Annotated in this window: 17 protein-coding genes; 10 read left to right on the top strand and 7 right to left on the bottom strand. The window is 59.8% G+C overall.

The annotated features are described in order from the left end of the window. Positions 1-52: 52 nt before the first annotated feature. The 4 genes from NZK35_RS03135 to NZK35_RS03120 all read right to left on the bottom strand — a co-directional run bounded on the left by NZK35_RS03135 (position 53) and on the right by NZK35_RS03120 (position 4,345). On the bottom strand, positions 53-307 hold the full coding sequence (locus tag NZK35_RS03135; RefSeq protein ID WP_259631144.1) for a hypothetical protein: 255 nt from the start codon (positions 305-307) through the stop codon (positions 53-55). 57 nt (positions 308-364) lie between these two features. Next, on the bottom strand, positions 365-1,411 hold the full coding sequence (locus NZK35_RS03130; RefSeq protein WP_259631143.1) for a nucleoside monophosphate kinase: 1,047 nt from the start codon (positions 1,409-1,411) through the stop codon (positions 365-367). A gap of 91 nt (positions 1,412-1,502) precedes the next feature. After that, on the bottom strand, positions 1,503-3,500 hold the full coding sequence (locus tag NZK35_RS03125; protein WP_259631142.1) for an ATP-dependent helicase: 1,998 nt from the start codon (positions 3,498-3,500) through the stop codon (positions 1,503-1,505). Between the two features lie 215 nt (positions 3,501-3,715). Continuing rightward, on the bottom strand, positions 3,716-4,345 hold the full coding sequence (locus NZK35_RS03120) for a hypothetical protein (RefSeq protein ID WP_259631141.1): 630 nt from the start codon (positions 4,343-4,345) through the stop codon (positions 3,716-3,718). Positions 4,346-4,569: 224 nt separating this feature from the next. On the opposite strand from NZK35_RS03120, the gene NZK35_RS03115 reads away from it, so the two are divergent. The 4 genes from NZK35_RS03115 to NZK35_RS03100 all read left to right on the top strand — a co-directional run bounded on the left by NZK35_RS03115 (position 4,570) and on the right by NZK35_RS03100 (position 9,496). After that, positions 4,570-5,760, top strand: a complete 1,191-nt coding sequence (locus NZK35_RS03115) for a Gfo/Idh/MocA family protein (RefSeq protein ID WP_259631140.1) — start codon at positions 4,570-4,572, stop codon at positions 5,758-5,760. 224 nt (positions 5,761-5,984) lie between these two features. Beyond that, positions 5,985-6,701 (top strand): 2-C-methyl-D-erythritol 4-phosphate cytidylyltransferase, encoded by a 717-nt coding sequence (gene ispD / locus NZK35_RS03110; protein ID WP_259631139.1) that lies wholly within the window; start codon positions 5,985-5,987, stop codon positions 6,699-6,701. After that, positions 6,694-7,980 carry a tyrosine--tRNA ligase gene (tyrS, locus tag NZK35_RS03105; RefSeq protein WP_259631138.1) on the top strand — a complete coding sequence of 429 codons (1,287 nt, stop codon included), beginning with the start codon at positions 6,694-6,696 and terminating at the stop codon, positions 7,978-7,980. Before ispD ends, tyrS begins: the two co-directional genes overlap by 8 nt. Before the next feature lie 166 nt (positions 7,981-8,146). Further along, positions 8,147-9,496, top strand: a complete 1,350-nt coding sequence (locus tag NZK35_RS03100; RefSeq protein WP_259631137.1) for an EF-hand domain-containing protein — start codon at positions 8,147-8,149, stop codon at positions 9,494-9,496. A gap of 7 nt (positions 9,497-9,503) precedes the next feature. Here the strand turns inward: NZK35_RS03100 and nrdR are convergent, their stop codons facing one another. After that, positions 9,504-9,968 (bottom strand): transcriptional regulator NrdR, encoded by a 465-nt coding sequence (nrdR, locus tag NZK35_RS03095; RefSeq protein ID WP_259631136.1) that lies wholly within the window; start codon positions 9,966-9,968, stop codon positions 9,504-9,506. A 317-nt stretch (positions 9,969-10,285) separates the two neighbouring features. On the opposite strand from nrdR, the gene NZK35_RS03090 reads away from it, so the two are divergent. Continuing rightward, positions 10,286-10,699 (top strand): DUF4339 domain-containing protein, encoded by a 414-nt coding sequence (locus tag NZK35_RS03090; RefSeq protein WP_259631135.1) that lies wholly within the window; start codon positions 10,286-10,288, stop codon positions 10,697-10,699. Between the two features lie 160 nt (positions 10,700-10,859). Here the strand turns inward: NZK35_RS03090 and NZK35_RS03085 are convergent, their stop codons facing one another. Continuing rightward, entirely contained in the window at positions 10,860-12,200 is a 1,341-nt protein-coding gene (locus NZK35_RS03085; protein WP_259631134.1) for a hypothetical protein, read from the bottom strand. Positions 12,201-12,338: 138 nt separating this feature from the next. After that, on the bottom strand, positions 12,339-14,738 hold the full coding sequence (locus NZK35_RS03080) for a pilus assembly protein N-terminal domain-containing protein (protein WP_259631133.1): 2,400 nt from the start codon (positions 14,736-14,738) through the stop codon (positions 12,339-12,341). Positions 14,739-15,077: 339 nt separating this feature from the next. Between NZK35_RS03080 and NZK35_RS34565 the strand changes: the two genes are divergently transcribed. The 5 genes from NZK35_RS34565 (at position 15,078) to NZK35_RS03055 (ending at position 26,386) form a co-directional block, all read left to right on the top strand. Next, complete coding sequence (locus NZK35_RS34565; protein ID WP_259631132.1) at positions 15,078-17,975, top strand: PD-(D/E)XK nuclease family protein; 2,898 nt, start codon at positions 15,078-15,080, stop codon at positions 17,973-17,975. Further along, on the top strand, positions 17,972-20,494 hold the full coding sequence (locus NZK35_RS03070; protein ID WP_259631131.1) for a UvrD-helicase domain-containing protein: 2,523 nt from the start codon (positions 17,972-17,974) through the stop codon (positions 20,492-20,494). The genes NZK35_RS34565 and NZK35_RS03070 overlap by 4 nt, the downstream gene beginning before the upstream one ends. Before the next feature lie 261 nt (positions 20,495-20,755). Beyond that, on the top strand, positions 20,756-22,072 hold the full coding sequence (locus tag NZK35_RS03065; protein ID WP_259631130.1) for a metallophosphoesterase family protein: 1,317 nt from the start codon (positions 20,756-20,758) through the stop codon (positions 22,070-22,072). Next, positions 22,069-25,620 (top strand): YhaN family protein, encoded by a 3,552-nt coding sequence (locus NZK35_RS03060; RefSeq protein ID WP_259631129.1) that lies wholly within the window; start codon positions 22,069-22,071, stop codon positions 25,618-25,620. Before NZK35_RS03065 ends, NZK35_RS03060 begins: the two co-directional genes overlap by 4 nt. Before the next feature lie 196 nt (positions 25,621-25,816). After that, complete coding sequence (locus NZK35_RS03055; protein ID WP_259631128.1) at positions 25,817-26,386, top strand: hypothetical protein; 570 nt, start codon at positions 25,817-25,819, stop codon at positions 26,384-26,386. Positions 26,387-26,644 lie beyond the last annotated feature (258 nt).

Here is a 26,644-nt window from a genome sequence, read left to right as displayed (position 1 = left end):
CATGAGAATGACCGGCCGTCACCGGTTTGCGCCAAGGCACAGCATTGAATCATCATGGATCCCATTCTTTCGAATGCGGAAGTTGGGCGTTCGAATCGAAGTCGCGTTCCGCCACCCATAGCGGGTCGGTACGCGCACTAAAAAACCAGAGGATCGCGGTCGGAAAACCGCATGGTGCTCCCCTGGCGGCGAGGAACCGAACTCGGTTCCCGCTAATAGCTTCTTCTTTCTCAACCCCCAAGTCAAATCCCGGCGGCAGCTCGGCCTCGACGCCCGCCGGATCCCTTGCCATAACAATGTCCATCATGATCGATGTGTGTTGCACGCCATCGACCTTCGTGGCGATGCGCTGTCAGCAAACGGTTCAGGCCTTCTGCTTGGGATAGGGCCTTAGTCCGAGCAGCATCTCCGCTCTCTCGGTGAGCGGATTGGCAACGAACTCTTTGTCGGTGTGCTCAGCCAGATGGCTGACGACTTCGTCATAGACCGCTTGGCGACTTTGGCTCGTGTCGATCTCAACACACTTGTCTTGGCTTTTGAACCGTTCAACGGTCGGCAATGTCTGTGCCTTGAACGTATCAAATCGCTTTTTCAAACTCTCCGCATTGTCGTCGCGTCTGCCGGTGTACTTCGCTCGGCCCAAAATACGCTGCCGCAAGACATCGTAAGGGCACTCGAAGTACAGCATCTTTGGCAACTCCGCGTCTCGACCGAAGATGTCGTACCAGCATTCGAGGTTGCCCAGCGAGCGGGGAAAGCCATCCAACAGAAAATTCTTCTTGCCAGTCGTTCGAGTAATCGTCTCCATCGATTTCTTCAGCAGACTGACGATGATTTCATCCGGCGCCAACTTTCCGTCGCGAATGACCTCGTTGATGATCGCAGCGGTCGGCCCTCCCGCTTCTCGCTCGGCGCGAAGCAGATCGCCGGCGGATAAGTGGTTCCAGCCGAGCTGCGACTCGGCGAGCTCGCACATCGTTCCTTTTCCCGCCCCCGGGCCCCCCAGAACAAAAACGACATTGGCCTTGGGACAGGGAAGTCGTGGGTCGCAGTGGTGCACCACGACCTTGGGAGCCGGAGCGACACCTTTCTTGTAAACGTGCCATTGCCTATCGGTCGGCGGCAGTTCATCGTCGCAGGTCACGTCGTAGGCGAGATGGCCGTCGAGCCGACAAATTCGCCAGGACTTGTAACTGTTGGAATAGGACAGAGCAGGGCATCGAGCACTTTTGCCATCGGCGCGATCCCACGCCATCTTGCCATTCCAGTAGCCAGGGCTCGAAACGGTACCCGATTCACTTTCGGTCGGCGGAGCCGTGGAGGGAACGAACAGTCCATCCACTTCAGGAAGACCTGCACCCGAAACTTCGATATAGAGAGTGTTCGGCTTCAGCTCGTTGGATTGGACCATGACATCTTTGACGGAGGGTTGGCAATTTCGAAAATCACTTTCCCGGAGATCTTAACCCATCGAGACAAGAACGTGCCTCGCCCATTCGCATTTACCGACCGGCCATTTTTCGTTGCTTGCGGAACTGGTGGGGGTTGGTCGCTTGGCCGGTGACTTCGTAGAGAAATTGGCTGGGGATCGTCGGGCGTGGCTTGCCCCATTTGCGTCGCGTCAGCGCCATCGAAAGGGTCAGTTGCTCTTGGGCCCGGGTGATGCCGACGTAACACAATCGTCGCTCTTCGGCGATGTCTTCTTCACGTCCCGATTTGACGCTGCGGGAGTGGGGCAACAAGCCTTCTTCCATGCCGACCATGTAGACGACCGGGAATTCCAGTCCCTTGGCCGCATGCAGGGTGAGCAGCCAAACGGCGTTTTGCATCGCCAGCTTGTCTTTTTCATTTCCCATCTCACGGCCGGACAGCGCGATGTCGGCCAAGAAGCCGGTCAGATCGGCGTCCTCGCGACTGTCTTCAAACGCCCCGATCGCGTTGGCCACTTCGCCGAGCGAGGCCATGCGGTTTTGCCGGTCTTCGGGTTCGTCGTACAGTCGGTTGATTTCATCGGCATAGGCGGTCCGCGTCAGCAGCGTATCCATGGCCGCCGTCAACGACTCGCTTTTGGCCCGCGCGGTGACGTCGGCATAGACCGATTGCAGGTCGGCGATCCCGCGCTGGGCGGCCGGCGACAGGTCAGCGATGATGTCTCGGCGTTGCATCACTTGCCAAATCGAAACACCGTCGGCGACGGCGTGCTCCATCAACGTCTTGACGCTCTTGGGGCTCATCCCGCGCGACGGCGTGTTGATAATGCGAAGTAACGACACTTCGTCATCGGGTTGGTCGATCCATTTCAGGTACGCGACCATGTCGCGGACTTCGCGGCGATCGAAGAACGATTGGCTTCCCAGCATCACGTAGGGGACATCGGCTTTACGCAACTCGGTTTCGAACAGACGGGGCTGCTCGTTGGTGCGAAACAAGATTGCGATGTCACGCGGTTGGACGTGCTGGTTTTCAATCAGGTGCTTGATTTCGCCGACGACCGACTGCGATTCTTTCGTCTCATCCTTGTGCTGTGCGATTCGAGGCCGCATGCCGTCGGGACGCGAGGGGCGCAGGACTTTGTCGTGACGCTCGGCGTTGAACTTGATCAGCCGGTTGGCCATTTCCAAGATCGCCCCACAGCTTCGATAGTTTGCTTCCAGACAAACGATCTTCGCATCAGGCCAATCCTTCTTGAAATTCAAAATGTGGGTCACGTCGGCCCCACGCCAGGCATAGATGGACTGGTCATCGTCACCGACGACGCACAGGTTGCGGTGTTTGCCGGCGAGGTGTTTGGTGATCCGGTACTGGCTGCCGTTGGTGTCTTGGTATTCGTCGACCAGCACGTGATCGAACTTCGACGCCTCGGCGTCACGGATCTCGGGATGCTCATCGAACAGGACTTCGGTCTGCAACAGCAAGTCATCAAAGTCCATCGCGCCGCGCGTTTTGAGTCCTTCCTGGTAGCGTCGGTAGCCGGCCGCGGCGAGGTGTTCTTTATCGGTCGAGGCGACCAAGGGCGCCTTGTCGGGGTGGACGGAATCGTTTTTCCAGTTGCTGATGATCCCCAGCAGGTCTCCGGGTTTGAGCGCCGTGCCGGGAAGCCGCAGTTGCCGAAGGATTTCGCGCGCGAGGGATTCCTGGTCGCTGCGATCGTAGATCGAGAATTTCGCCGGATAGCCGAGTGCCGTGGCGTGGCGCCGGAGCACGCGGACGCAGTGGGCGTGGAACGTGCTGATCGTCGGCTCGGAACGCTTTTCACCCTTCTTTTTGCGTTTGCCGGCATAGCCCAGCAGCTCGCCGACGCGTTCCTTCATTTCGCCGGCGGCTTTGTTGGTAAAGGTGACCGCCAGAATCCGATCGGGGGCCGTTCCGTGGCGGATCAGGTTGGCGATGCGGAACGTCACCACCCGTGTCTTTCCGGTCCCGGCGCCGGCCAGCACCAGCAGGGGACCTGAAAGTGTTTCGACGGCGTCTGATTGCGCCGGGTTCAATCCGTGAGCCAATGCAAGTCCTTTTGAAGTATCGTGGGTGCCGCGGAAAAGGGGTCAGGTACAAATGGCACGGGCAGACGTGTTGGTGTGCAGGCTGAAGAAGCCCACTGTCGCTGCGTCGCAGCGAACAGGAATCGCCTCAAGGCTAAACACCAACGGTTACTGCATCCCTTGTGACTGATGCCCGTGCCATCCGCGGCACCCTCAGCTGAAAAGTTAACGAAGCACTAGCGAATCGCGTCGCGGTCCACGACCGGGTCGGCACTGCCGGTTGCCAACAGGACCAGGTTGCCTTGTTGGGGTTTGTTGGCATTCATCAGGCTGCGATTGAAGGGGATGTAATAGCAGGCGTACATCCCGGTGGTCGTATTGAGGACATACACCACCGAGGAGGCCAGGGGATTGCTGTTGCTGCTGGGCATATCGACCAGCCCCGTCATCATCATGTACTCGGCGCCTTTTCCCGTCCCCAGGGCGTCATGGACATTCACGACGAACAGGCCCAGGAATTGGCCCAGTCGGGGATACATGACCGAACATTGCAACAAACCCGAATTGTGGTCCAGCACAAATAGACCTTCGGCGCGGTCGCTGACGAATCCGGTGGCCATCGAGAATTTTTCGCTGGAGATGGCGGCCGTGGCGTCCAGAGTCGGCAATTTCAATCCCGAGGGAAATTCCGCACGGCTGGATGAACCCTGTGCGGCCGACTCCTGATTCGCTTGCCGCAAGGCATGGGTCTGGCCGGCGAAATACGCCGCCACGAAAATCGACGCCAACGTCGCGGCCGCGAGCAGGGGGACCGCCCGACGTCGAACGAATGATCGCTGATCAGCTTGATGGGGTTGGTCAACCATGGAATTCTGCTCCGTGCGGCGAGGATGAGGTAACAGGCGAGGGGCGTTCAATTGTATCAAACAGCAACTCCGACGCCGCCGGCACAACGAGCCGGCGTGACGCCTGGACGGGGAATTGTAGGCTAGCCGACGGGTCTTTACGATTGCCGGCCACGCGAGAAAACAACAACCCGCTCAAATTGTCTCCCTTTGCATCATCGAGGTCAACAAAATCCACTATGGGCATGAATGAACCCCTGAATCGAAAACTCCGCATGGCACTCGTCGGTGGCGGACAAGGCTCGTTCATCGGTCGGGTCCATTCGATTGCCGCCTGCCTGGACAATCGGGCGGTTGTCACCGCCGGGGCATTGTCGAGCAACCCCGAACGGGCGAAAGCATCGGCACCGGATTACGGGATCGAAGACGCTCGGGCCTACACCAGTTATCAGGAATTGCTCGACGCAGAGCTGAAGTTGCCCGCCGACGAGCGAATCGATTTCGTCAGCATTGCGACGCCCAATCACGTCCATTTCGAAGTCGCCCAAGCGGCCGTCCAAGCGGGATTCAACGTCGTCTGCGACAAGCCGATGACCTACGATCTTGCCCAAGCCGAACAGCTTCTCGAGACCGTCGAGAACAGCGACGTCGTCTTCGCGCTCTCGCACAACTACACCGGGTACCCGATGATCCGTCAGGCGCGCGAGATGATTCTCGGCGGTGAACTCGGCGAAATCAACGCGATCCGGTCCCAGTACATCCAGGGCTGGCTTGTCGAAGCGATGGAGCACAAGGAGAGCAAGCAAGCGGCGTGGCGAACCGACCCCAGCAAGAGTGGTGCCGCCGGCGCATTCGGCGACATCGCCACCCACGCCTACAACCTCGGTCGCTACATGACCGGCTTGCTGCCCGACCAAGTCAGCTGTCACTTGAAAACCTTCGTCGAAGGCCGACGCCTGGACGACTACGGGACGGCGATCATCACGTACGAGAACGGGGCGCTCGGCACGCTCACCGCCTCGCAAGTCACCCATGGCCGTGAAAATGATTTTGAAATCGAAATCGACGGCACCAAGGGCTCGCTAAAATGGAGACAGGAAAACCCCAACGAGATGATCGTGCGTCACAACGGCAAGCCGCACCAGATCTACACGCGTGACCCCAAAGCGGCACACATCAACGCCATGGGCCGTGCCGCATGCCGCATCCCGGCCGGGCATCCCGAGGCGTTTTTCGAAGCGTTCGCCAACGTCTACAATGCCGCCTTTGACGACATGGCCAAACGTGCCTGCGGAGAGACGTTCGAGCGACGCGATTCGGTCTACACCAATTGTTACGACGGCGTCGAAGGCATGTTCTTCATCCAGCAGTGTGTCGCCAGTAGCCAGGAGAACGCGGCCTGGGTGCCGCTGCGGCACGAAGCGGCGCGGAAGTAGGTGCCACGGAACAGGTACCTGACCCGAATGGCGCGGGCCTAAGCGTTGGTGTGCAGGCTNNATTGGGCTTTAGCCGCCCCTTTCGCTGCATAGCAGCGAAAGGGAATCGCCTAAAAGGCTAAACACCAACGGTACCTGAACCCTTTTCCGCTCGACAAACGCAGGCTCGAAACTTGAACGCTGACAAAGCACTCGCCAATTCCTCTTGCGTGACGCAGGCTTGTATGTCCACCTCTCCAAACAACGTCGCGGTGATCCTGCCGGCCGCGGGCAGTGGTCGTCGATTCGGACAGGACCAAAACAAGCTGTTCACGCGGCTGGCCGGGCAACCCATTTGGCTGGTCGCCGCCCAGCGGTTGCGGGCCCATCGACGGGTCGCGCGGATCGTGATGCCGATTTCGGATCGGGACCGGCCGCGATTTGAAGGCGAGTTTGGCTCGCAAGTCAACGCGTTGGGCATCGAGCTGGCGTGCGGCGGTGCCGAACGAACCGACAGTGTCCGCGCCGGCGTCGATCGGGTCGCCGACGATGCTGCGATTCAACTGATTGCCATTCACGATGCGGCACGGCCGTTGGTGCGAAGCGCGGACTTGGACGCCGTGTTTGCCAAAGCGGACCAAACCGGAGCGGCGATTCTGGCCACCCCCGTCACCGCGACGGTCAAGCAATCGTTGGACGCGGGGGCGTCGTGCCGGACGGTCGATCGCAGTACGCTGTGGCTGGCCCAGACGCCCCAGGTGTTTGCGCTCGATGTGCTGCAACGCGCCTACGCCAAACACCGCGGCCGACCGGCGACCGACGATGCCGAACTTGTCGGCCGCACGGGTGTCCCTGTGGCGTTGGTCCCCGGTTCGCCCGACAACCTTAAAATCACCCACCCCAACGACTTGATCGTCGCCGAGGCGATCCTGAAGACTCAACACGAATCCAATCATGCCTGAGAACGACCTGATCCGAGAGCTGCGTTGGCGCGGCTTGATTCACCAAGTCACCGACGAAGAGGGCTTGCAAAAGCTGCTCGATTCGCAGCCGCAAACGGTCTACATCGGCTTTGACCCCACCGCCACCTCGCTGCATGTCGGGTCGATGATGCAGTTGATGCTGCTGCGGCGATTTCAACAAGCCGGCCACCGACCGATCGCCCTGGTCGGCGGCGCGACCGGTATGATCGGCGACCCGACCGGTAAAAGCGAAGAACGCAACCTGCTGTCGACCGAACAACTGCAACGCAACATCGCCGGCATCGAAACGCAGATGCGACGGTTCCTTTCCTTCGATGGCGACAACGCGGCGATCCTGTTGAACAATTTCGACTGGATGAAAAACTACACCTACCTGGAGTTCCTGCGCGACGTCGGAAAGAACTTTCCCGTCGGCGTCATGATGGGCAAAGAGTCCGTCCGGGCCAGACTGGGTAGCGAAGCCGGACTGAGCTACACCGAGTTCAGCTACATGCTGCTGCAAGCTTACGATTTCGTGTACCTGTGTCGCGAACACGGCTGCCTGATCCAAGCCGGCGGCAGCGACCAGTGGGGCAACGTGACCGCCGGCATCGACCTGGCACGCCGCATGCTGGGCAAACAGGTCTTCGGAATGACCGCACCGCTGCTGACGACCAGCGACGGCCGCAAGATGGGCAAAACCGAAAGCGGAGCGGTGTGGCTGGACCGCCAGCGGACCAGCCCCTACGCGTTCTACCAATACTGGCTGAACGTCGGCGACGAAGACGTCATGAAATGCATCGCCTACCTCACAGAAATCGGGCGGGAAGAATTCGACTCGCTGGCCGAAGTGACCGCGTCGGACCCGGGACGCAACACCGCCCAAAAACGACTGGCCGAATGGATGACCCGGTTCGTGCACGGCGAAGACGGATTGAACTCGGCGCTGAAGGCCAGCAAGACGCTGTTCGGCGGCGAGATCGAAGCGATGGACGATGCCATGCTCAACGAGATCTTTGCCGATGTTCCCAGCCAAGAACTCACCCGCGACGTGCTCGCCGGTGAGGGCTTGTGGGTCGTTGAGGCGCTGCAGCAAGCCGGGCTGGCCAAAAGCGGTGGCGAAGCGAGACGGACGATCAAAGAGGGCGGAGCGTACATCAACAACCAACGGGTGACCGACATGGACCGTCGCCTGGGGGAATCCGATCTGGCCAGCGAGACCGTGATGGTGCTCCGCAAGGGCCGCAAGAACTACGCCCTGCTGCGGTTTACTCCGTAGTGCTCCGACCGGAGGGCTCGCGCCCTGCCGCTAACAAAAATAGTGAAAGACCGGAGGGCTCGCGCCCTGCCGCGAACAAAAATAGATTTTCCGCCCCTTTTGAGGTGAATCGGCCCGGATCGGCTACACTGACGGAACCTTCGCCCCCGCCCGAGGTTCCATCACTATGAACACTCTAAAAACATCGATTTTCACGGTCTTTTGTGTTTTCGTTCTCGGCGACCCCATGTCCGCGCTCGCTCAGCGTGGCGGTGGTGATCGCGGTGGTGATCGCGGCGGCGGCGAGGGAGGCGGTGGATTCCGCGGAGCCCCCCCCGGCGGAGGAGGCGGTTTTCGCGGCGGCCCCGGCGGCGGCAGCCCCTTTGGCGGCGGCGGCGATCGCGGTTCACGCGGCGGTGGCTCGCGTGGCGGCCCGGGCGGCGGATTCGATCCCAGCAGCTTTCTCAGCCGGCTTGATCGCAACGGCAACGGGACGATTGACCCCGACGAACAACAGGGCCCGGCCCAGTTTTTGATCCAACGTTTGCAGTCGACCGACCCCAGCATCAAGCCCGGCCAGCCGATTTCGATCAAACGGGTCAGTGAGTCGTTCGCAAAAATGCAGCAACAGCGCGGTGGTGATTCGTCCCGCGATCGCGGTTCGTCCAGCGACGAGGCGCTGACGCCCGAACTGCTGGTGCCCGGTTTTGGAACCGATGCAGCCCCGCCGATGCTGGCGGGGTTCGGCCCGGCGGCGGAACTGATGGACGTGGTCGTGACCGATGAAGATCGCAAGCAAGCCTTGGAGACGATTCGACGCTATGACCGCAACCGTGACGGAGTCTTGAAAAAGGACGAACTGTCTAGTCGCTTCTCCGGCAACCCGATGGATTTCGACCGCAATAAAGACGGACGCTTGACCGAAGGTGAACTCGCGGTGCGCTACGCCCGTCGCCGCCAGTCGTCCGAGCAGTCTCGCGAAGACGATCGCAATCGACGCCGCGAGAGTGATCGCAGCGGCGATGTCGAACCACCAGACGTGTATGGCGGCCGAAAATCGTACCGCATCAGCGGCGAAAAACGGATGCCCGAAGGTCTGCCGGGATTCTTCACCGACAAGGATGCCAACCAGGATGGCCAGATCGAAATGGCCGAATTCGCGACCACGTGGGATGACGACACCGTCAACGAGTTCTTCCAATCGGATCTCAACCGCGACGGCGTGATCACCGCCGAGGAAGCCGTCCAAGCGGTCGAGCGGGGCGCCAGCACGCCCTCGGCCACCACGATGGCATCGACGTCCTCTGCATCCGAAAGCTCCGCCGCCAGCAGCGGCCCGGTCGGCACGCCCGATGAAAAGATGGTCAGCTACGCCGAGCGAATCATCGGTCGCTACGATGCCAACGGGGACAACAAACTGGTCGCCAGCGAATGGAAGAAAATGCTGATGAGTCCTGCCGATGCCGATGCCAATCGCGACGGGACGATCACGGTCACCGAGTACGCGTGGTGGATGCAGTCACGCTCCAAACGCTAGTGCAACGTCAGCTCCGGATCGGCCGTTTCGTCAGCCGGCTGACTTCATTGATGAAGTCGTCGGCCGAGTGGAATTCCTGATAGACGCTAGCAAATCGGATGTAGGCCACTTCGTCCAGTCGTGCCAAGTGTGCCATGACGATCTCGCCGACCTCCTTGGCCGGAATTTCCGTCTCGTATTCCTGGTAGATTTGCGTTTCGATGCTTTGCACGACCTGTTCAATTTTGTCGCTCGGGACCGAGCGTTTGGAGCAAGCCCGCTCGATGCCGCGACGGATTTTCTCGCGTTCGAGCGGTTCCCGCGTTTGATCGCGTTTGACGACGCGCAACGTCAACTGCTCGATTTTCTCGACCGTCCCGAATCTGCGGTTACAATTGGTGCAGACCCGTTTTCGGCGAATCATGTAACCGCCTTCGGCTGTCCTGGTGTCCAGAACACGGTCTTCGTCACGGTGGCAAAATGGACAGCGCATGGGCGACCGGTTGGTGCGGGGCGAGAGAAACGGCAAGTCATTATCTCGCCAAACGACGCAAAAACGCAAGGCCTTGCGTTTTTTGCTGCCTGCCGCGTGATTCTGCTAAACTGGGACGGCAGTAGAGAGACGGTGCAGGCGGCTGGGCTGATGGCGTGAATCAAAGTGGGCCGATCGGCCCCGACACAAATGCCTTTGGTTGAGGTGATCGCCCGTGTTCGCGCCGACGATGTGCATTGGCCGCCGATGAGCCTCGGCCACCGATGTCCATTGATCGGCGCAACGAACCGGGGACTTTCAAAGGAGCGAATCGAACCGTGACGGCTTGGTTTTTACAGCGAATGGAAGGCAACGTTCAAACGGAAGTGGGGCCGTTGCGTCCGAGCGAATTATTGGCGTTGGTCCGTAAGGGTGAGATCAAACCCGAGACCCGTTTGCGCAAGAACGACTCGGCGTGGTTTCCGGCCAGCGACGTCGGTGGCTTGTTTGAAGCCGCAGTCCGCCAAGAGGTTCAGTATTACTGTCCCTCGTGTGGAATCCGAATCAGCCAGCCGCCCCGCACCTGTCCGCGATGTCTGCGTGATATCGGGCGTGGGGAAGCACGCGAGGTCAAGCCGGAGAAACTGACCGCCAACATCGCCTCGTCGGCCGAGCCAGAAGAGCACAACGAATCCAAGCAGAGCGTGCAAAACTGGCTGCAGAAGAAGGTCACCGGGAAACAAAAAAAATAGCCGCGAGATCCTCTCCGGTTTCGAGTCTTTCTCGAAGTGGAGAGAACCGGGCGGCTACTGGGTGAATCGTTGACGGGGTGAATCGTTGACGGGGTAAATCGTTGAGCGGACCCGCAGGAGACAGCAGAGCGGTCGCAACCGAAGTCTCCGAGCGAAGTGTTTAGAACCGCAGTTCGACGCCGAAGGATCCGCCGTAGAACAGCAGACCGTCGTTCATGTCGATACGGGTGCCCATTGCATTGGTGACGTTCGCTTTGACTTGGCCGGGAACCAAGGCGGTGTTGGTGATGTAGAGCAATTCACCGCCGCCGCGGATCGACAGCATTTCTCCCAACTGGTAGCGAAGCCCCAACCCGATGTCGAAGACACCTGAAAAGTCGTCGTCGTCGCGACTGTTGTTGAGCACGGTGACACCTTGGTTGCGAAGCCGAACGTCGGAATCGGCAAAGTTATAGTAAAGGCCTCCCCGCAGTCGCACGTCGGTGTAAACGTGCTGCGTGACCGGATAGAGCAGGTCGAGTCCGAGTTGCAGCCCGGCCATCGTGTTCTGTGTACTCGCGGTCAGGTCCGAGTAAGACGTGAAGATGTCTTTTTCAGACGCGTAGCCATAATCTTCTTCGACGCGAATCACGCGTCCACCGAACAGGGCTCTGGCGACATCCCAACCGACGAGCGTCTTGTTCAATTCCGCACTCCAGTATTCGGTGTTGTAGAACTGGGTTTGCAGATTGGCGTTGTCGAACGGATCCAAAAAGTCGGCGTCAAAGTTGTTAGGGTCCAGACTTTGGTCAGGCGCCCCGCCAGCCCCTCTGGGCGTGCCGTCACCGTCGAACAGGTTCGAATCGATGTTGCCGGGCACGTTGGTGTCGACGACCCGCAGGTTGCGATTCCATTCGGTCGGACCGACGAAGGTGAATTCATAACCGTTGACACAGTTCGGCAGGGTACCGACCGTGATCCGCGGCACCCATTCGAATCCGAAGTCGTCCATCCGGGCGTTGCGGGTCAGACTGAAACCGTCTGCGCCGTTGCGTTCCAGGTACATCGCTTCGACGAACACATAGTAGTAGGGATCGCAGGGAATCCCGCAGGCCATGGATTGACCACCGTAGCCGGACATCCCGTAGCCGTTGCAGGATCCGTTGCAGGAGCCTTGCATGCAGCTTTGGCAGCCGTAGTCGACTTGGGCGACGCGGCCGGCGTTGACCGATCCGAGCGGCCCCGAGGTGGTGGCCATGGCTTGTGAGATCGATCCCGGGGCGAGCCCGCCGGGTCGGACGTCGGCCGCGGTGCGGACGTCGGAAGCGGAAATGATCTTGGTGCCCGGGCCGAACATCGCGGCGCCCGACGAAGACACCTGTGGGTCTCCGCCGAGTGCGCCCACCAATCCGGTTTGCGCCGAAGCCACGGCGCCGCTACCGGCGATCATGGCGGCCGCGGCGATCGCCAGAACCCTTGCGGCGTGACGCCGGATGACGGAGTGGATCAGAGGGATGTTCATGTCGAACCTCGTTGACGTAATCGGTGCGGAACAATTCCGCAAAGGATCAGTGGTTAGTGTGACGTATCTGAATCAAGTTGAATTGCGTTTGGCATGCCGGCCCCGTCCCCGGACGCAGAACAAGCCGACCCGCTTCGATCATCGAACTTTCAAGTTGTCTTGGACGGGGACGAGGCAACTTTTTCGAACCATGCGAACGATCTGTTTCGCCGTGTCTTCGTCGTCGCAGTGACCGGTGACGACCAACTCTCCGCCCCGAAGGGACACGACAACGCTGGCCGTCGGAAAGGCTTGATCGATCGAATCGTTCAGCAATTCGGTGTGCGCGGCGACCTTGTCGCCGATCGCATCGACCCCTTCGCTGACTTGGATTCGAAAGGTCTGTTTGCGCGTCGGCTCGCCCTCGGCGACATCCGCCCAGATCGTCAATTCGGTCTGGCCCGTGCCGGTGCCGATCAATTTGATCTGGTTGGCACTGGAAGCGAATGCCTGGCAAACGTCCTTGTTTTCGATCGTGAATCGCCGCACGCGACCGCCAATTGTCATCGATCGCACCTGGGCACGCGTGAGTTGCAGGACGACCGCGGGGCGTTTGCCGTCGGAGTCATCCCCCTGAGCACCCTGCGACAAGGATTTGTTCGGGTCGGGAACGGTCACATCGATTCGTTTCTGCTCCGGTTCGATCGACCGACGCATGATGCTGTGGCGCGACGACGCGAGCCGTGCGCGAGTGCTCGACATCGCCGTCCGGTTGGGCGGTTGAACGGTCGCGGTGCGAGGCGAGCCGACGTGTGACGGATTGACCGCGACCGGTGCCGCGATCAACGGAGCTTCATCGGTGCCGATCTGTTCGATGCCCGGCGCGACCGACGTGACGATCGCATGCCCCCCGACCTGTGGTGGCAATGCTCTCAGTTCGGATTGACTGGCGGTAGGTTGACTGGCGGTAGGTTGACTGGCAACGGGCTGATTCAGCGGCGTTCGACTTGCCGCGGGGTCGCGTCGGGAAAGTTCTTCCATCGCGTCGCGTTTCGGTTCGACGATCGAGCCGATCGGAGCAGCATTCTGAACCTCTTTCGAACGATGTTCCAACGTTCTGACGACGGCAGCTTTCGGGACCAACGGCGTCTCGGCATCCTCAACCGATCCCGAGTTCTCCGCACCAACAGCGGCCGTGGTGGGCCGGTCCGTTGCGGATTCGTCCTGTCGCGCCGCTGGGGCAGGTTCAAAACGAATCGGATCGATCGTGGACTGCACCACCGCGTCGTCGCTAGCGCCGAATTGCAATTCGACCGGCGGAGTCGCGATCGCGACGGTTTTGCGTTGCAGCAGGACCGGAATTTGTGAGTCCGCTTGCGGCGCGACGTGCTGTTCGGTGTTGATGACACGCGACTTGGCAGTCAGCGGCACGCGTGCTCGGTTGCTGACCACCAACTCGTCGATCCCGGAGTCATCGGCTTGGTCCTCATCGACGTCGGATGGGGCCATCGTCTTGGCTTTGACGACCGCATCGTCGCCGAGTGGAGCCAAGGCTTCCGGGGCAAAATTCACCGCCGGAGCGAGTTTCACCGGCGTCTCGACGGCGACCGGTGGCGTCGCGGGCGGCGAAGCTTCGGGCTCTGGCGTTTCGGGCTCGGGCGTTTTGGGCTCGGGTGCCGCAGGCTCCGTTTTCGGATCCGTCTGCATCGGTTGCTCAGCAGGTTCCTGAACGCTGGGTGTCGACTCACCGTCGAGTTCGAATTCGCTGGTAAACGCATCACCGGCTTCAGCCGTGTCATCGGACAGGGTGAAGAAGATCGGTTGCGTTTCTTGGACCGGCGTCTGCTCATCGCGAGCATCGGCGACCGGGATGACACGCGAATCCTGTTCGGCGACGATGCCGATGGGAGCGTTGTGCCCTTCGTTCAGCCGAGACGTGGCATCGGATGCCGATGCGGACCGGATCGGCGTGGCCGCACCGGTCGGGATCGCCAGCGGCGCCGGCGAGTTCATGGCCGCTGTTTTGGCCGCCCATGACAGTTGTGCTTGATCAGGTTGGTTCGGCTGGACGAACGCATCGGCGGGGACTGGCCCGAATCGGTCAAAGGCCTCGACCTGAGTCGCGGGGACGTGCTCGCTGGATCGGAGCGCGATCAGCGGTCGGTCGCTGACACCGGTCGCTGACGCGGCATGGAACCGCGGATTTTGCCTGACGCGCCCCACCGGTGACGCCGCCATCGACGGATGGCCGCCGGCCATGGTTGCAGACTGCACTGCCCCGTTGGCGGGAGTCGTCGGAGCCTGTCCGGGCGCCACAAACGGATTGGACTGCACCGCGCCCACGGGCATCGGGGCGGCTGTGCGTGCACCGCCATGGACGATCCCCGGCGTGGCGTTGTTTTGATTGAAGAAACGCGATTGGATCATCCCGCCCTGCGGCTGTTGGCCGCCCGCAGTGGAGCCGGACGCGACCAACACCGCCACCAGAACCGCTCGCTTTGCGATTCGTTTGGATGGGTCGCCGTTTTGGCTTGTCAATTTCGCGTTGTTCACACGCATGCCGCGTTCCTAGGTCCCGGTGATTTCGGCCCCAATGAACCGCGTTCGGTTCATCGAAAGGATGTGCCCCCCTCGGCACACCGACGGCACACAGTGATTGCGCACTGTATGTCCGTTGGTTTACGTATCGGATGCGTGTTGGCGCGACATTAACGATTCTCGGGCCTCTAGCACCTGTAACGCTGGAATCGTTTGTCGCGGCCGTGCGGCCGTCGATTGTCGCCACGGGTCACACAAAAAGCGTCAAATCGATAGGATTGGACCAGACGTGTCACGACCGGACACGACAACAACGCCGCAGGCTTAAGAACGGATTTTCACCAGGGGGGCTGCTTCGCCGTGTCATTTGATCTTTTTCCCGAATTGCTGTGCCGACGCGAGTTTCTGGGCTGGGACCGGCCCTTGCTGCCCGGGGTGGTCCGCTATTTCATCGATCGGGCGGGCGAAAGCGGCGGTTTGGACTTGAGCGACTGGATTTGCGTGCTGCCGACGGCCCAGTCGATGCTGCGTTTCGGTCGGCTGTTGCAATCGGCGGCCGCTGACCAGGGACTCGACTATCTCGCGCCCCGCATCACGACGTCGGGAGAATTGGCCGAACTGCTCTACCAGCCCGAGGCCCCGATCGCGATCGAGTTTGAGCAAACGCTGGCTTGGGCGCGGGTGTTGCGCCATCGCGACGCCGAGTCGTTGCGGCCGCTGCTGCCCGTGCTGCCGGAATCCGATGCGATCGGCCCCTGGCTGGAACTCGCCGGGACGTTGCGGCGATTGACGGCCGATTTGGCGGCCCACGAGGTGAGTTTCACGGACGTGGTTTCGGTCACCGACGGCGATGACGAACAAGCCCGTTGGACACTGCTGCAAGAACTTTTCGAACTCTACCTCGGCGAGCTTGCGACGGCCGGGCGCAGCGACCCACACCAGCAGCGTCGGCGTGCGATCAAACGAAAAACGATTCGTTCGGGACGTGCGATCGCGCTGGTCGGCACCAGTGACCTGAATCCATCGGTTGCCAAAGTGATCGCCGAAGTCGAACGCGACGTCGTGTCTTTCATCGCGGCGCCCCAGGACCGAGAAGCTTGCTTTGATTGGCTCGGCTGCCTCAAGCCGGACGCCTTTGCCGATTTCCAATTGCCGCTGACCGATGACCATCTGGTGTCGGCCGGCGACATCGCCGATCAAGCGACCGCGGTCAGCGAGGCGGTGACGGAATTCGCCACTCGCTATCAACCGGCACAGATTGCCGTCGGCGTGACCGATGATTCACACGTCGCCGCCACCGAAATGCAACTCGACGGATGCGGGTTTTCCACCTACCGGCACGTCGGCTGGACCGTCGCGTCGACCGCCGTGGGACGACTCGTTTCGCTCACCGCGACCCTGGTCGCCCGGCCGACCTGGCGATCGCTCGCCGCACTGGTGCGGCACGGCGATGTTCATCGTTACCTCCACACTCAACTCAACCAACCCCAAAACGACACGGCACCGCAAGACTACCTGATTCCGCTCGACCAGATGCTTGCCAATCATCTGCCGGTACGACTGTCGGATCCGTTGCCGCCGGCGGCGCTGAAGCACTATCCCGCAGCGGAGCAACTGCGCCGTGCCGTCCTTGAATGGCTCGCGCCACTGATCTCCCAGCATCTGTCCGACGGACCGCGACCGACCCAACCGATCGCCGACTGGTGCGATCGGCTGCTGCAATGGCTGGATTCGATTTACACCGACCTGGGAACCGCCGACCTGGGAACTGCCGACGCGACTCGGCCCGATCGCCGGTTGACGGTCGAAGCGGTCGCGAAAGTCCGTGGCCTTTTGACACGCTTCACCCAACTCAGCCGCCATTTGGACGCGCCCGTCACCGCCGCATCGGCTTTGGAAATGATCGCCTCGCGTCTGTCCGAACTGCGTGTGGGGCAGGATCAGAGCGCTGATGACATCCAGATTCACGGCTGGTTGGATTTGGCTCTGGACGATTCGCCGGCAATGGTCGTGGTCGGTTTCAATCATCCCTTCGTGCCCTCGGCGGTCACCAGTGATCCATTTTTGCCCGGTTCGCTGCGCTCGCGGTTGCGGATCGCCGACAACGAACGCCGCTACGCCCGTGATCTTTATGCGACGCAGTTACTGCTCTCGACTCGCCGAGACACCCGTTTGATCGTGGGCAAGAATTCTGCCGACGGAACACCGACGCCGCCCAGCCGATTGCTGGCCGCTTCATCACCCCCGGACGTGGCTCGGCGAATCCGGATGCTATTGGCCGGAGCGCGCGACAAGGTCAATGTTTCGCATTGTTGGGACAGCGATCGTCAAACGACCGATCTTCCCATTCCGGCATTCCATCTTGATGAATGCCCCGTCAAATCGATGAGCGTGACGGCTTTCAAGGCCTACCTTGAATGCCCCTATCGGTTTTACCTGCGGCATGTGCTGAATTTGAAACCCGTCGACGGATTAGCCCGCGAACTTGCGGCCAACCAGTTCGGTGACTTGGTCCATGCCGCGGTCGAGCACTTTGGGGAGTCCGCCGAGAAAGACGAAGCCGACGAAAAGCGAATCTTTGAATCGTTACGACATCACTTGCACCACTATGCGGCTGACCAGTACGGCGACCACGCCGAAAGCGCCGTCCGGCTGCAAGTCCGTCAAGCCGAGCGGCGACTGCATTTCGTCGCCGCTGAGCAAGCCAAACGCATTGAGCAGGGCTGGAGAATCCATGCGACCGAAGCAAGTGTCGAAGAATCCAAAGGCGCTTCGATCACCGTGGACGGAAAAAAGATGGGATTGCGAGGACGTTTCGATCGGATCGACCGCAACGTTCAAACCGGACAATGGGCGATCTTGGACTACAAGACCCACGGTCACAAACCGGAGAAAAAACACCTTCGCAAAAACCGCGACACCGGCCAATACGAATGGATCGATCTGCAATTGCCGCTGTACCGGATGATGGTGCCCTTTCTCGGCATCGAAGCGCCGCCGCAAGAGGTCCAACTGGGCTATTTTAATGTCAGCGACAAAGCGGACGAAACCAAGATCAACATCGCGAAATTCGACGAACCGCTGATGGAGCAAGCCAAAGATCTGATTCATCAATGCGTCCGCCGCATCTTTGCCTGTGATTTCGCCCCCAGCGACCAAGGCGTGATGTACGACGATTACGAAATGATTTTGCAGACCGGAGTTGCCAGTCGAATGCTGGCCGGTGCGGCGATCGCGGAAGGAGACAATGACCAGTGAGCACCGAAATCACATCCCACGACCGTTCCGCCAGCGACGTGTTCCTGGACGGCAACCTGCCGCCCGTCTTGGTGCGGGCTTCGGCCGGCACGGGGAAAACGTATCGTTTGACCGCACGACTGTTGCAGATTCTGTTCCAGGGGGCGGCCCCCGAATCGATCCTCGCGACCACCTTCACACGCAAAGCGGCAGGCGAAATTCTGGAGCGGATCCTGTTGACGCTGGCCGAAGCCGCCGATCCGGACAACGATGCGGCGCTGGAGGATCTGCGCCGGCAGGTCGGCCTGGAGACATTGCCCCGCAGCTTGTGTTTGCAACTGTTGCAGCGTCTGGTCGCAAACATTCATCGCATCCGCATCTGCACCTTGGACAGCTTGTTCACCCAGCTGGCCAAATCGTTTCCCTTTGAACTGCAACTGCCACCGGTTTGGCGATTGACCGACGAGATCGAAGAAGCGTGGTTGCGTGAGCGCGCGATCGACTCGATGGTGTCAATGCTCCAGCCCGGCGAGTTGGCGACCCTGTTGGCGATGCTCAGCAAAGGTGAAACGAAACGCTCGATCGTTCGTGAACTGATTCAAATTGTCTCGGGCGCGTACACGAAATCGCGTCAGACCGCGTCTGAGGCTTGGACCAATCTGGACGCGCCCACCGCGCCCGATGATGCCGCGTTGACGTCCGCTGCCGGTTCCTTTCGCCTGTCCGAGCCGCCGCAGAAAACGGTTCGCGCCAAACTCGATGCGATGGCTGAACTCCTTGAGACGCGTCAGTTCGATTCGCTGGCGACCGAAACGCTGATCAAGAACTATGCCAAAGCGAAACGCAACGGAGAGTCGACGAAGCTGGGCCGATCCGCGCTGCCCGACGGCCTGGATGACGCACTGGGCGCGTTGTATGCCGCCGCGCGTTCAAACACCCTCTCGCTGTTGGCCGCACAAAACGACGCTACCGGCCAGGTGTTATCGCTGTACGACGGACAAGTCGCCCAGCTGAAACAATCCTTGCGAACACTCGGCTTTGACGACATCGCCGTGCGGTTGGCGAAACAGTTTTCCAAGGTCGACCACCGCTCCATCAGCCGACGCTTGGACGGCGCAATCGACCATGTTTTATTGGACGAGTTCCAAGACACTTCGCCAGCCCAGTGGCAGGTCCTTCGACCGCTGGCGTTCCGATCCGCCGATGCGGCCATCGACCCCGATCCCGATCCGGAAGCGGCGGTCAAACGCTCGTTTTTCTGTGTCGGGGACACCAAGCAAGCGATCTATGGCTGGCGCGGCGGCGTGGCGGAGATCTTCGACGCGGTCAGTGCCGAAATCGGCGGCGTTGAATCGATCGAACAGAACACGAGTTTCCGCAGCAGCCCGGTGATCATGGATTTGATCAATCGCGTTTTCAAAAACCTCACGCGACACAAGATCGCCGACGCCGCCTCTGACGGACACGACGCGGACAAAGCGACCTACGAAGCCCGCGCCGTCACCCAATTCGCCAAACGGTTCCCGCAACACGTGGCGTTCAAGGCGTCGCTACCCGGTTACGTTCGCATGGAGACCTGCGAAAAGATCGACAGTCGCGACGGCGCAGAAACGACGCAGGCCTGTTACCAGTTGGCGGCACAACGTATTGCCGAACTCTCTCGCGCCGCGCCGGATCGTTCGATCGGTGTCTTGACGCGAACCAACAAAGGCGTCGCCAATCTGATCTTCCTGTTGGAACAACTCGGCGTCGACGTCAGCCAGGAAGGGGGAAACCCGTTGGTCGATTCCGCCGCGGTCGACTTGGTCCTGTCGGCATTCATGATGGCCGAGCATCCCGCCGACGGTCGCTGGAAATTTCATGTCGACCATTCTCCGCTGGGTCAGGTCGAGGGCATGTCGGCCGACTACGTCAGGGATCTGGTCACCGAAGTCGGGATCGCACGTGCCGTCCAGCGTCTGGCCGCCGTCCTCGCACCGGTCTGCGGCCCCCGCGATACCACACGTCTGAAACAATTGGCCCAGTTGGCGGTTGCTTATGAGCCCAACGCGACCGACCGCTTGCGAGATTTTGTCCGAATGGTCCGTGAGAAGCGAGTCGAACGACCGCAATCGGCCGCCGTTCGCGTGATGACAGTTCACCAATCCAAGGGTTTGGAATTCGACGCCGTGTTCTTGCCAGAGCTGGACGGCAAATTGACCGGCCAGCCACCGCTGTGCATCGCGGATTCGCGGAATCTGACCGAGCCGCCGGTCGGGCTCTCAAGATTCTTGACCAGCGAGGCCTGGCACTTTCTGGACACCCGCTGGCGCAAGGCGTTCGGGCGCGATGCGGCGGGAAAGATGACCGAGGCGTTGTGCCTGTTGTACGTCGCAATGACGCGTCCCCGCCAGGCGCTTTACATGGTCGTTCAACCCTGTAAGCCTGACGACAAAAAACCGGCCGCGTTGATCCACGCGGCGCTGGGCGTGGACACGAATCCCAGCGAAGGAGAAACGGTATTGTATGAAGACGGAGATTCGAATTGGTATGAACATTGACGATCACCTTCCCCGGAGGTCGTGCAGTTTTCAAAGTCACCCTCCTGGCAGGAGGGTCGAGCGCAGCGAGGGGAGGTCGAACGGTGAATCGCGGCGTTCACTTCACTCTTGATGGGCGATCCCAAGCAACAACGAAACCCCTCTCCTCGCTACGCTCGACTCTCCCAGGGGGAGAGTGACGAAAACCCTTGAATATCAACGACTTAAAAACTGCACGACCTCGCCAGAGAGGGTCTTGTTTTCCCCATCCCCGACATTGCCTTGACGACACGAAAAATTCTTCATGCCGCGGACATTCATTTGGACAGTCCGCTCAAAAAACTCGACCGCTACGACAGTGCGCCGTCCCAGCGGATTCGTCGCGCGTCTCGCCGCGCGCTGGAAAATCTGACTGCGTTGGCGATCGAGGAAGACGTCGATCTGGTCGTGATCGCGGGTGATTTATACGACGGTGACTGGCCGGACCAAAACACCGGGCTGGCCTTCGTCAAAGAGGCCGCCAAATTGGTCACCGCCGGTATCCCGGTGTTGGTCATTCGCGGCAACCACGACGCGGCGAACCAAATGACGGCTTCCCTGCCGCTGCCCAAGAACCCCGACGGCAGCGACATTTTCCTGCAAACGGGAAAGGCGGAATCGAGGTTCATGGAAGACATCGGCGTCGCCGTTCATGGACAATCCTTTCGCAGCCGCGCCGAAAAGTCGAACATGGCGGCAAAGTATCCCGATGCGGTTGCGGGAATGTTCAACCTGGGCATGTTGCACACCGGACTCGAGGGCGCCACCTCCCACGCCCACTACGCTCCATGCACCCCGGCCGAGTTGACCGAGAAAGGCTACGACTACTGGGCGCTCGGCCATATCCACGTCCGCGGCGACCATCAAATCGAAGGCGGACCGCCGATCGTGTTCAGCGGCAACTTGCAGGGCCGACACATCGGCGAACAAGGTCCCAAGGGCTGCGTGTTGATCGAAGTCGATGCCAGGAACCGTTGCCGCTACGATTTCCACCCGCTGGACGTGTTGCGTTGGCACGAATGTGTGATCGACGCCAGCCAGATGCAGGATCGCGATGAAATTCTGGATGCCTACCAGGGCTGGCTTTCCGAACAAATCGATGCCTGCGACGGCCGCCTGCTGGTCTCCCGGGTTCGCTTGACCGGGCAGTCGTCGCTGCACGCGGCGCTGCACCAAAACACCGAATGGGTTCGCGCGGAATTGCAAGCGATCAGCGTCGCCGCGGGAAACGAACAGGTTTGGTTAGAAGACGTCAAGATTCGAACCGCGATGCCGAACGACCAAAAGATTTCACTCGATTTTGATGGACCGCTCGAAAGTCTGGAATGCGTGCTCAACACCCTGCGAAACGACCCGTCGCTTGCCTCCCTGATCGAACGAGAACTTGCCGGTCTGTCGAAGAAACTCCCCAAGGAATTGAAGGGTGACGAAGACCAGGCGGCCTTTCCGTTTGGCGATGACCAATGGGTCGCGGGGCTGGTCGAATCCGCCGCGGCCGACGTCGTCGGACGGCTTCAACAAGACGAATCGACCACGGGTACGGCAGGAGCCAAGAAATGATTATCGAACGACTCGATCTCAAAGCATACGGATTGTTCAGCGATGAATCCCTGGATTTGTCCGCAGGCCCCCGTCGCTTCCACCTGGTTTATGGCCCCAACGAATCGGGAAAATCCACGTGTTTGCGAGCGATCAGCGCGCTGCTGTTCGGCATCCCGACGCGGACGACGGACAGCTTTCTGCATTCCAACGCAAAACTGCGGGTCGGCGCGACGTTGATCGGTCCCGATGGAAATCGTCTGACGGTGATTCGGCGCAAGAACGGCAAAACAAAGCTGCACGCCGAAGACGACAAGACGCCGATCGACCCGATGGAGCTGGAGCAAATGCTCGGTGGCATCGACGAAGCCGCCTTTCATCATCGCTTCGGGCTTTCCCACGAGCAGTTGGTTGCCGGTGGACAAGCCGTCTTGGAAAGCAAGGGCGAACTCGGCGAAATCCTGTTTGCAGCCGGTGCGGGCGTCGGCCGGCTAAAGGCGATTCAAACCGAACTTGAACACGAAAGCAAGGAACTGTTTCTCGAACGCGGCAAGAAACGCATCAACAGTTTGCTGAGTGAACTGGACGAAAAACGCAAAATCGTGCGTGAACTTCAGACGCCGCCGGCCGAATACCAATTGCTCAAACGCCAGTTGGCCGAGGCTCAACAACAATCGCAAGAACTGGCGGACGAACGCACGCGGTTGGCCCAATCGTTGGCCAGACAAAAGGCGATTCGCGAGGCCCACGCGATCGTTCCCATCTGGCGACGGCACAAGGCCCAATTGGAAGCGTTGTCATCGGTGCCCACGCTCGACGAAGACTTTGCCGCACGCCGCCGAGAGGCATCCGCAAACCGTCAAACCTACCAGCGATTGGTCGATCAATTACAACGTGAGATCGAGGCCACGGAAAAAGAAATCCGATCGTGCTTGATCGATCCGGCGACGATCGAGCATGAAACCGAAATCGTCGCCTTGTTCCAAGGAATCGCCGCGCGTGAAGCGGCATCGAAAGATCAAGCCAACCTTCACCGGGTCGTCAAAAACCGCAACCGCCACCTGCGTGAATTGCTGCGTGACCTGGAAGTCGACATCGCCGACGATGCCCCGGACGAAGTGGTCGATCGACACGTCGACCGATTGCACGTCAGCGACGCGGCGCAAATTCGAATCAACGAATTGGCCGGTGATTGCGAAATGCTGCGACAGCAGGAACGCGATTCACTGGAGTCGCTGCAAGCGTTGCGGAAACAGCTTGCCGAATTGGACGACGAACTCGAACGACACCCAGACGTCGCGGACCCGGCGATGATCGAGTCGGTGCTTTCCGAGATCGGTCCGCCGGCAACCCTGTTGGATCAGGCCGACCAAGAACGGTCCAGTTGCCGAGATCTCGAATCGCAGTGCGAACGGTTGATTCGCGAACTTCGACTCGGCCAGATCAGCCTCGACGATACGGCACGCTTGCAACCGCCGACGGCCGCGGAGATCGATGACCACGACCAAACACTCCGCGATCGCGCACGGGCTGTTGATGATGCCAAGAAAACGGTCGCGAGCTTGCGGAAACAGCTTCACGATGCGGGCGAAAAACTGACCCGTTTGCAAGCCGATCATCCGCTTCCGACCGAGCAAGAACTCGAACAGTCACGCGAAACACGCGACCAGTGGGTCGATCGACTCGCCGACTCACGAGACGATGAAGAGAACTTTCAAGCCTCGACACGCAAGGTGCGGCAGTCGATTCGCACCGCCGACGACGTGGTCGACACGATTCGCTCCCACCAGAAACAGGTCACCGAGCGGGCGTCGGTCACGCTGGAAATCACGGGATTAAAAGACGCGATCGACGCGGCGGAAGAAGCGGTCATCCAGGCCGAACGTCTGGCCGCCGAGGCGTCCCAGCAGTGGAGTCAGCTATGGGAAAGCTGCGGGATCGCCGCCGGCAAGGTCCGCGAAATGCGAAACTGGATCGCCAAACATCAAACTCTGGTTGAAAAATACCGCTCACTGGAAAAAGAACGCGGACGGCTGGATTCCACACTGAATCGTATTGATCGCAATGCGACGCGGTTAGCCCACGCCCTGCAAGGGGCCTGGTCCGCCCGTCCCATCGCTGCCGGTCATCATGAGACGTCGGCCATGGCGGATGACCCGCTGAATCTGGAATCCTTGCACGATCGTGCGACAGCGTTACGGAATGAACTCGTTGCGGCAGCATCGCATCTGGAACAAACCCGCCGCAAGCGAAACGAAATCCACGCGGCGCTGCCCGCGGCCGAAGCCAAGTACGAATCCAATGCGGCGAAACGAAAACAATGGGACAGCGACTGGAAGCAGGCGATTGCATCGTTCGCCGGCGATCAGGACGTCAGTCCAAGCGTGATCAGCATGCGGTTGAAGAAGATCGCCAAACTGTTTGAAGAGACTCGCGAACGCGATATCATCCTCGGACGAATTCGCTCGATCGATGACGACGGTCGTTCGTTTGCACAGCGGGCGACGGTGATCGCAAGAATCGTCGGCTTGGAATGCAAACCCGAACAACACAGTGCGGAGATCGCACACGCGTTGTACGAACGCTTGCACGCGGCCAAGAACGCGGCCAGTCAAGCCGAGCGTTTCAAAGCCGAACTGACCGCGGCGAAAGCCAGACTTGTCGACGACCATCAGGTGCTCGAAGCGGCCGCGGGACAGCTTGCTCAACTTTGTCGCGAAGCCGGCGTCGACAATACCGACGAATTGCCCGGCGTGGAACAAAACGCGGCCGAAAAGCGAGCCGCCCTGCAGGCCTGTGCCCGCGCCGAAGAACAATTGGCATTGATCGCCGCTGGGGTCGCGGTGGAACAATTTGCCCAGCAAGTGGAATCGCATGATCGGGTCGAATTGGAACACGAAATCGGCAAACTCGAAGAATCGTTGCAGACCCTGAACGAACGCTGGTCCGCAGTCGAACAGCAGGTCGGGGCGATCAAGAAAGAGCTGTCCAGGATCGACGGAGGAGATCGTGCGGCGGAACTGAACCAGGAACTGCAACTGCTTCACGGAACGATCCAGCGGGAGTCGCAACAATACGCCAAGCTGCGAATCGCGTCGATGATTTTGCAACAATCGATCGAGCATTACCGGAGTGAGAACGAAAGTCCGGTGTTGAAAATCGCCTGCCAAGCCTTCGAAGAGTTGACGTGCGGTCGATACGCCGGATTGAAACCGGAATTCGATGACAAGGGGCGTTCAAAGTTATTCGGCATCGCCGCGTCGCCCGAGGGAGAAGAAAACTTGGTGCCGGTCGATGCGATGAGCTTGGGGACCGCCGACGCGCTGTATCTGGCCATGCGGCTCGCATCGCTCGAACACCAACTCTCCGCGGGCCATGCAATTCCCGTCGTGATCGACGACTGTTTGATTCAACTGGATGACCAACGCACCATCGCGGCGATGAAGCGATTCTCAAGATTGTCCGAGCGAACGCAGGTCATTCTGTTCACCCACCATCAACACCTGATCGATTTAGCGCAGTCTGCGCTCGAGCCCGAGCAGTTTCATCTGCATCGTCTGGCGCGCTGACAGTGAATCCACACTCCTGCCAATCGCGATGCTCACACCGACGACAAGCACTCGTTAACAACATGTTGTGTTTTGTTGAAGATACGGCTAAGGGGTTGACTCTATCGATCAAGCTCGTGGATAAGCCGCTACCATTTCGATTCAAGTGAATGGACGTGTCAACGCGCTGGCAGCGTGGGCGAAATGCGAGTGAAAAATGGCTCGATTAGATAGACAACTGGACAAGATTTCCGGCGAGAAAGTCGTCCGGCTCCATTGGGCCGACGACGACTCCATGGACATCGAAATGCTGCGGGCTGATATCGTTCGCGAAATCAATTCGCACGAACACCGGATCCCTCTGGACCTGCGCGGTGTCAAAGGTGCTCCGTCCGAATTGGTCGACTTGCTCATCGACATGGACCGTTACGCACGATCCAAGACCAAAATCTTGTCAATGACGTGGATGCTACCGCCGCTCCGCGATGCGCTCGACCAGCGTTTGGGACGGCAGAGCAAATCCAATTCCAACGGTGAAACGGACGCCGCCAGCAAAACCGCATGTGATCTGCTTGAGCATGCCGAAAAAAAGAAAGAGTATGATCTTTCGAAAGCCGAAAAACTTGAGCGAAAGAAGCGTTCCCAGAAGTCAAAGACGGGGAAAAGAAGCTACCTAACACTCGTCGCATTCATCCTGGTCGGGGCGATCGTCGTCGGCGTGGTCGAAGGATTCATCATCATGCAACAAGAGGAATCCCTGATCATTCCTGAAAAAGGGTTTGAATGAATGGGACGGACAGACGTGTTGGTGTGCAGGCTTTCGCCCAATACCGCTAAGTTAAGCGTCGTTTCTTCAAATGAGGGCCCGTAGGCTCGCGCCAAACGGCTGATATTCGTTTGATATCAGCCGGTTCGCGCCAGCGTCCGGGCCCCCTCATTCATGTTGACTTAGCGGTATTGGGCTTTAGCCGCCCGTTGTCGCTGCGTCGCAGCGACCGAGAATCGCTTAAAGGCTAGACACCAACGGTTTGTACGCGATAGCAGC

This window comes from Stieleria sedimenti (assembly GCF_025060895.1).
Taxonomy (GTDB): Bacteria; Planctomycetota; Planctomycetia; order Pirellulales; family Pirellulaceae; genus Stieleria; species Stieleria sedimenti.
This window is presented reverse-complemented; position numbering and strand designations above follow the sequence as displayed.

Coding starts and splice junctions, on each gene's coding strand:
- NZK35_RS03060 (WP_259631129.1), top strand. CDS start 22,069: ATGATTATCGAACGACTCGATCTCAAAGCATACGGATTGTTCAGCGAT.
- NZK35_RS03115 (WP_259631140.1), top strand. CDS start 4,570: ATGAATGAACCCCTGAATCGAAAACTCCGCATGGCACTCGTCGGTGGC.
- ispD (WP_259631139.1), top strand. CDS start 5,985: ATGTCCACCTCTCCAAACAACGTCGCGGTGATCCTGCCGGCCGCGGGC.
- NZK35_RS03100 (WP_259631137.1), top strand. CDS start 8,147: ATGAACACTCTAAAAACATCGATTTTCACGGTCTTTTGTGTTTTCGTT.
- NZK35_RS03055 (WP_259631128.1), top strand. CDS start 25,817: ATGGCTCGATTAGATAGACAACTGGACAAGATTTCCGGCGAGAAAGTC.
- NZK35_RS03130 (WP_259631143.1), bottom strand. CDS start 1,411: ATGGTCCAATCCAACGAGCTGAAGCCGAACACTCTCTATATCGAAGTT.
- NZK35_RS03135 (WP_259631144.1), bottom strand. CDS start 307: ATGATGGACATTGTTATGGCAAGGGATCCGGCGGGCGTCGAGGCCGAG.
- tyrS (WP_259631138.1), top strand. CDS start 6,694: ATGCCTGAGAACGACCTGATCCGAGAGCTGCGTTGGCGCGGCTTGATT.
- NZK35_RS03120 (WP_259631141.1), bottom strand. CDS start 4,345: ATGGTTGACCAACCCCATCAAGCTGATCAGCGATCATTCGTTCGACGT.
- NZK35_RS03080 (WP_259631133.1), bottom strand. CDS start 14,738: ATGCGTGTGAACAACGCGAAATTGACAAGCCAAAACGGCGACCCATCC.
- NZK35_RS03085 (WP_259631134.1), bottom strand. CDS start 12,200: ATGAACATCCCTCTGATCCACTCCGTCATCCGGCGTCACGCCGCAAGG.
- nrdR (WP_259631136.1), bottom strand. CDS start 9,968: ATGCGCTGTCCATTTTGCCACCGTGACGAAGACCGTGTTCTGGACACC.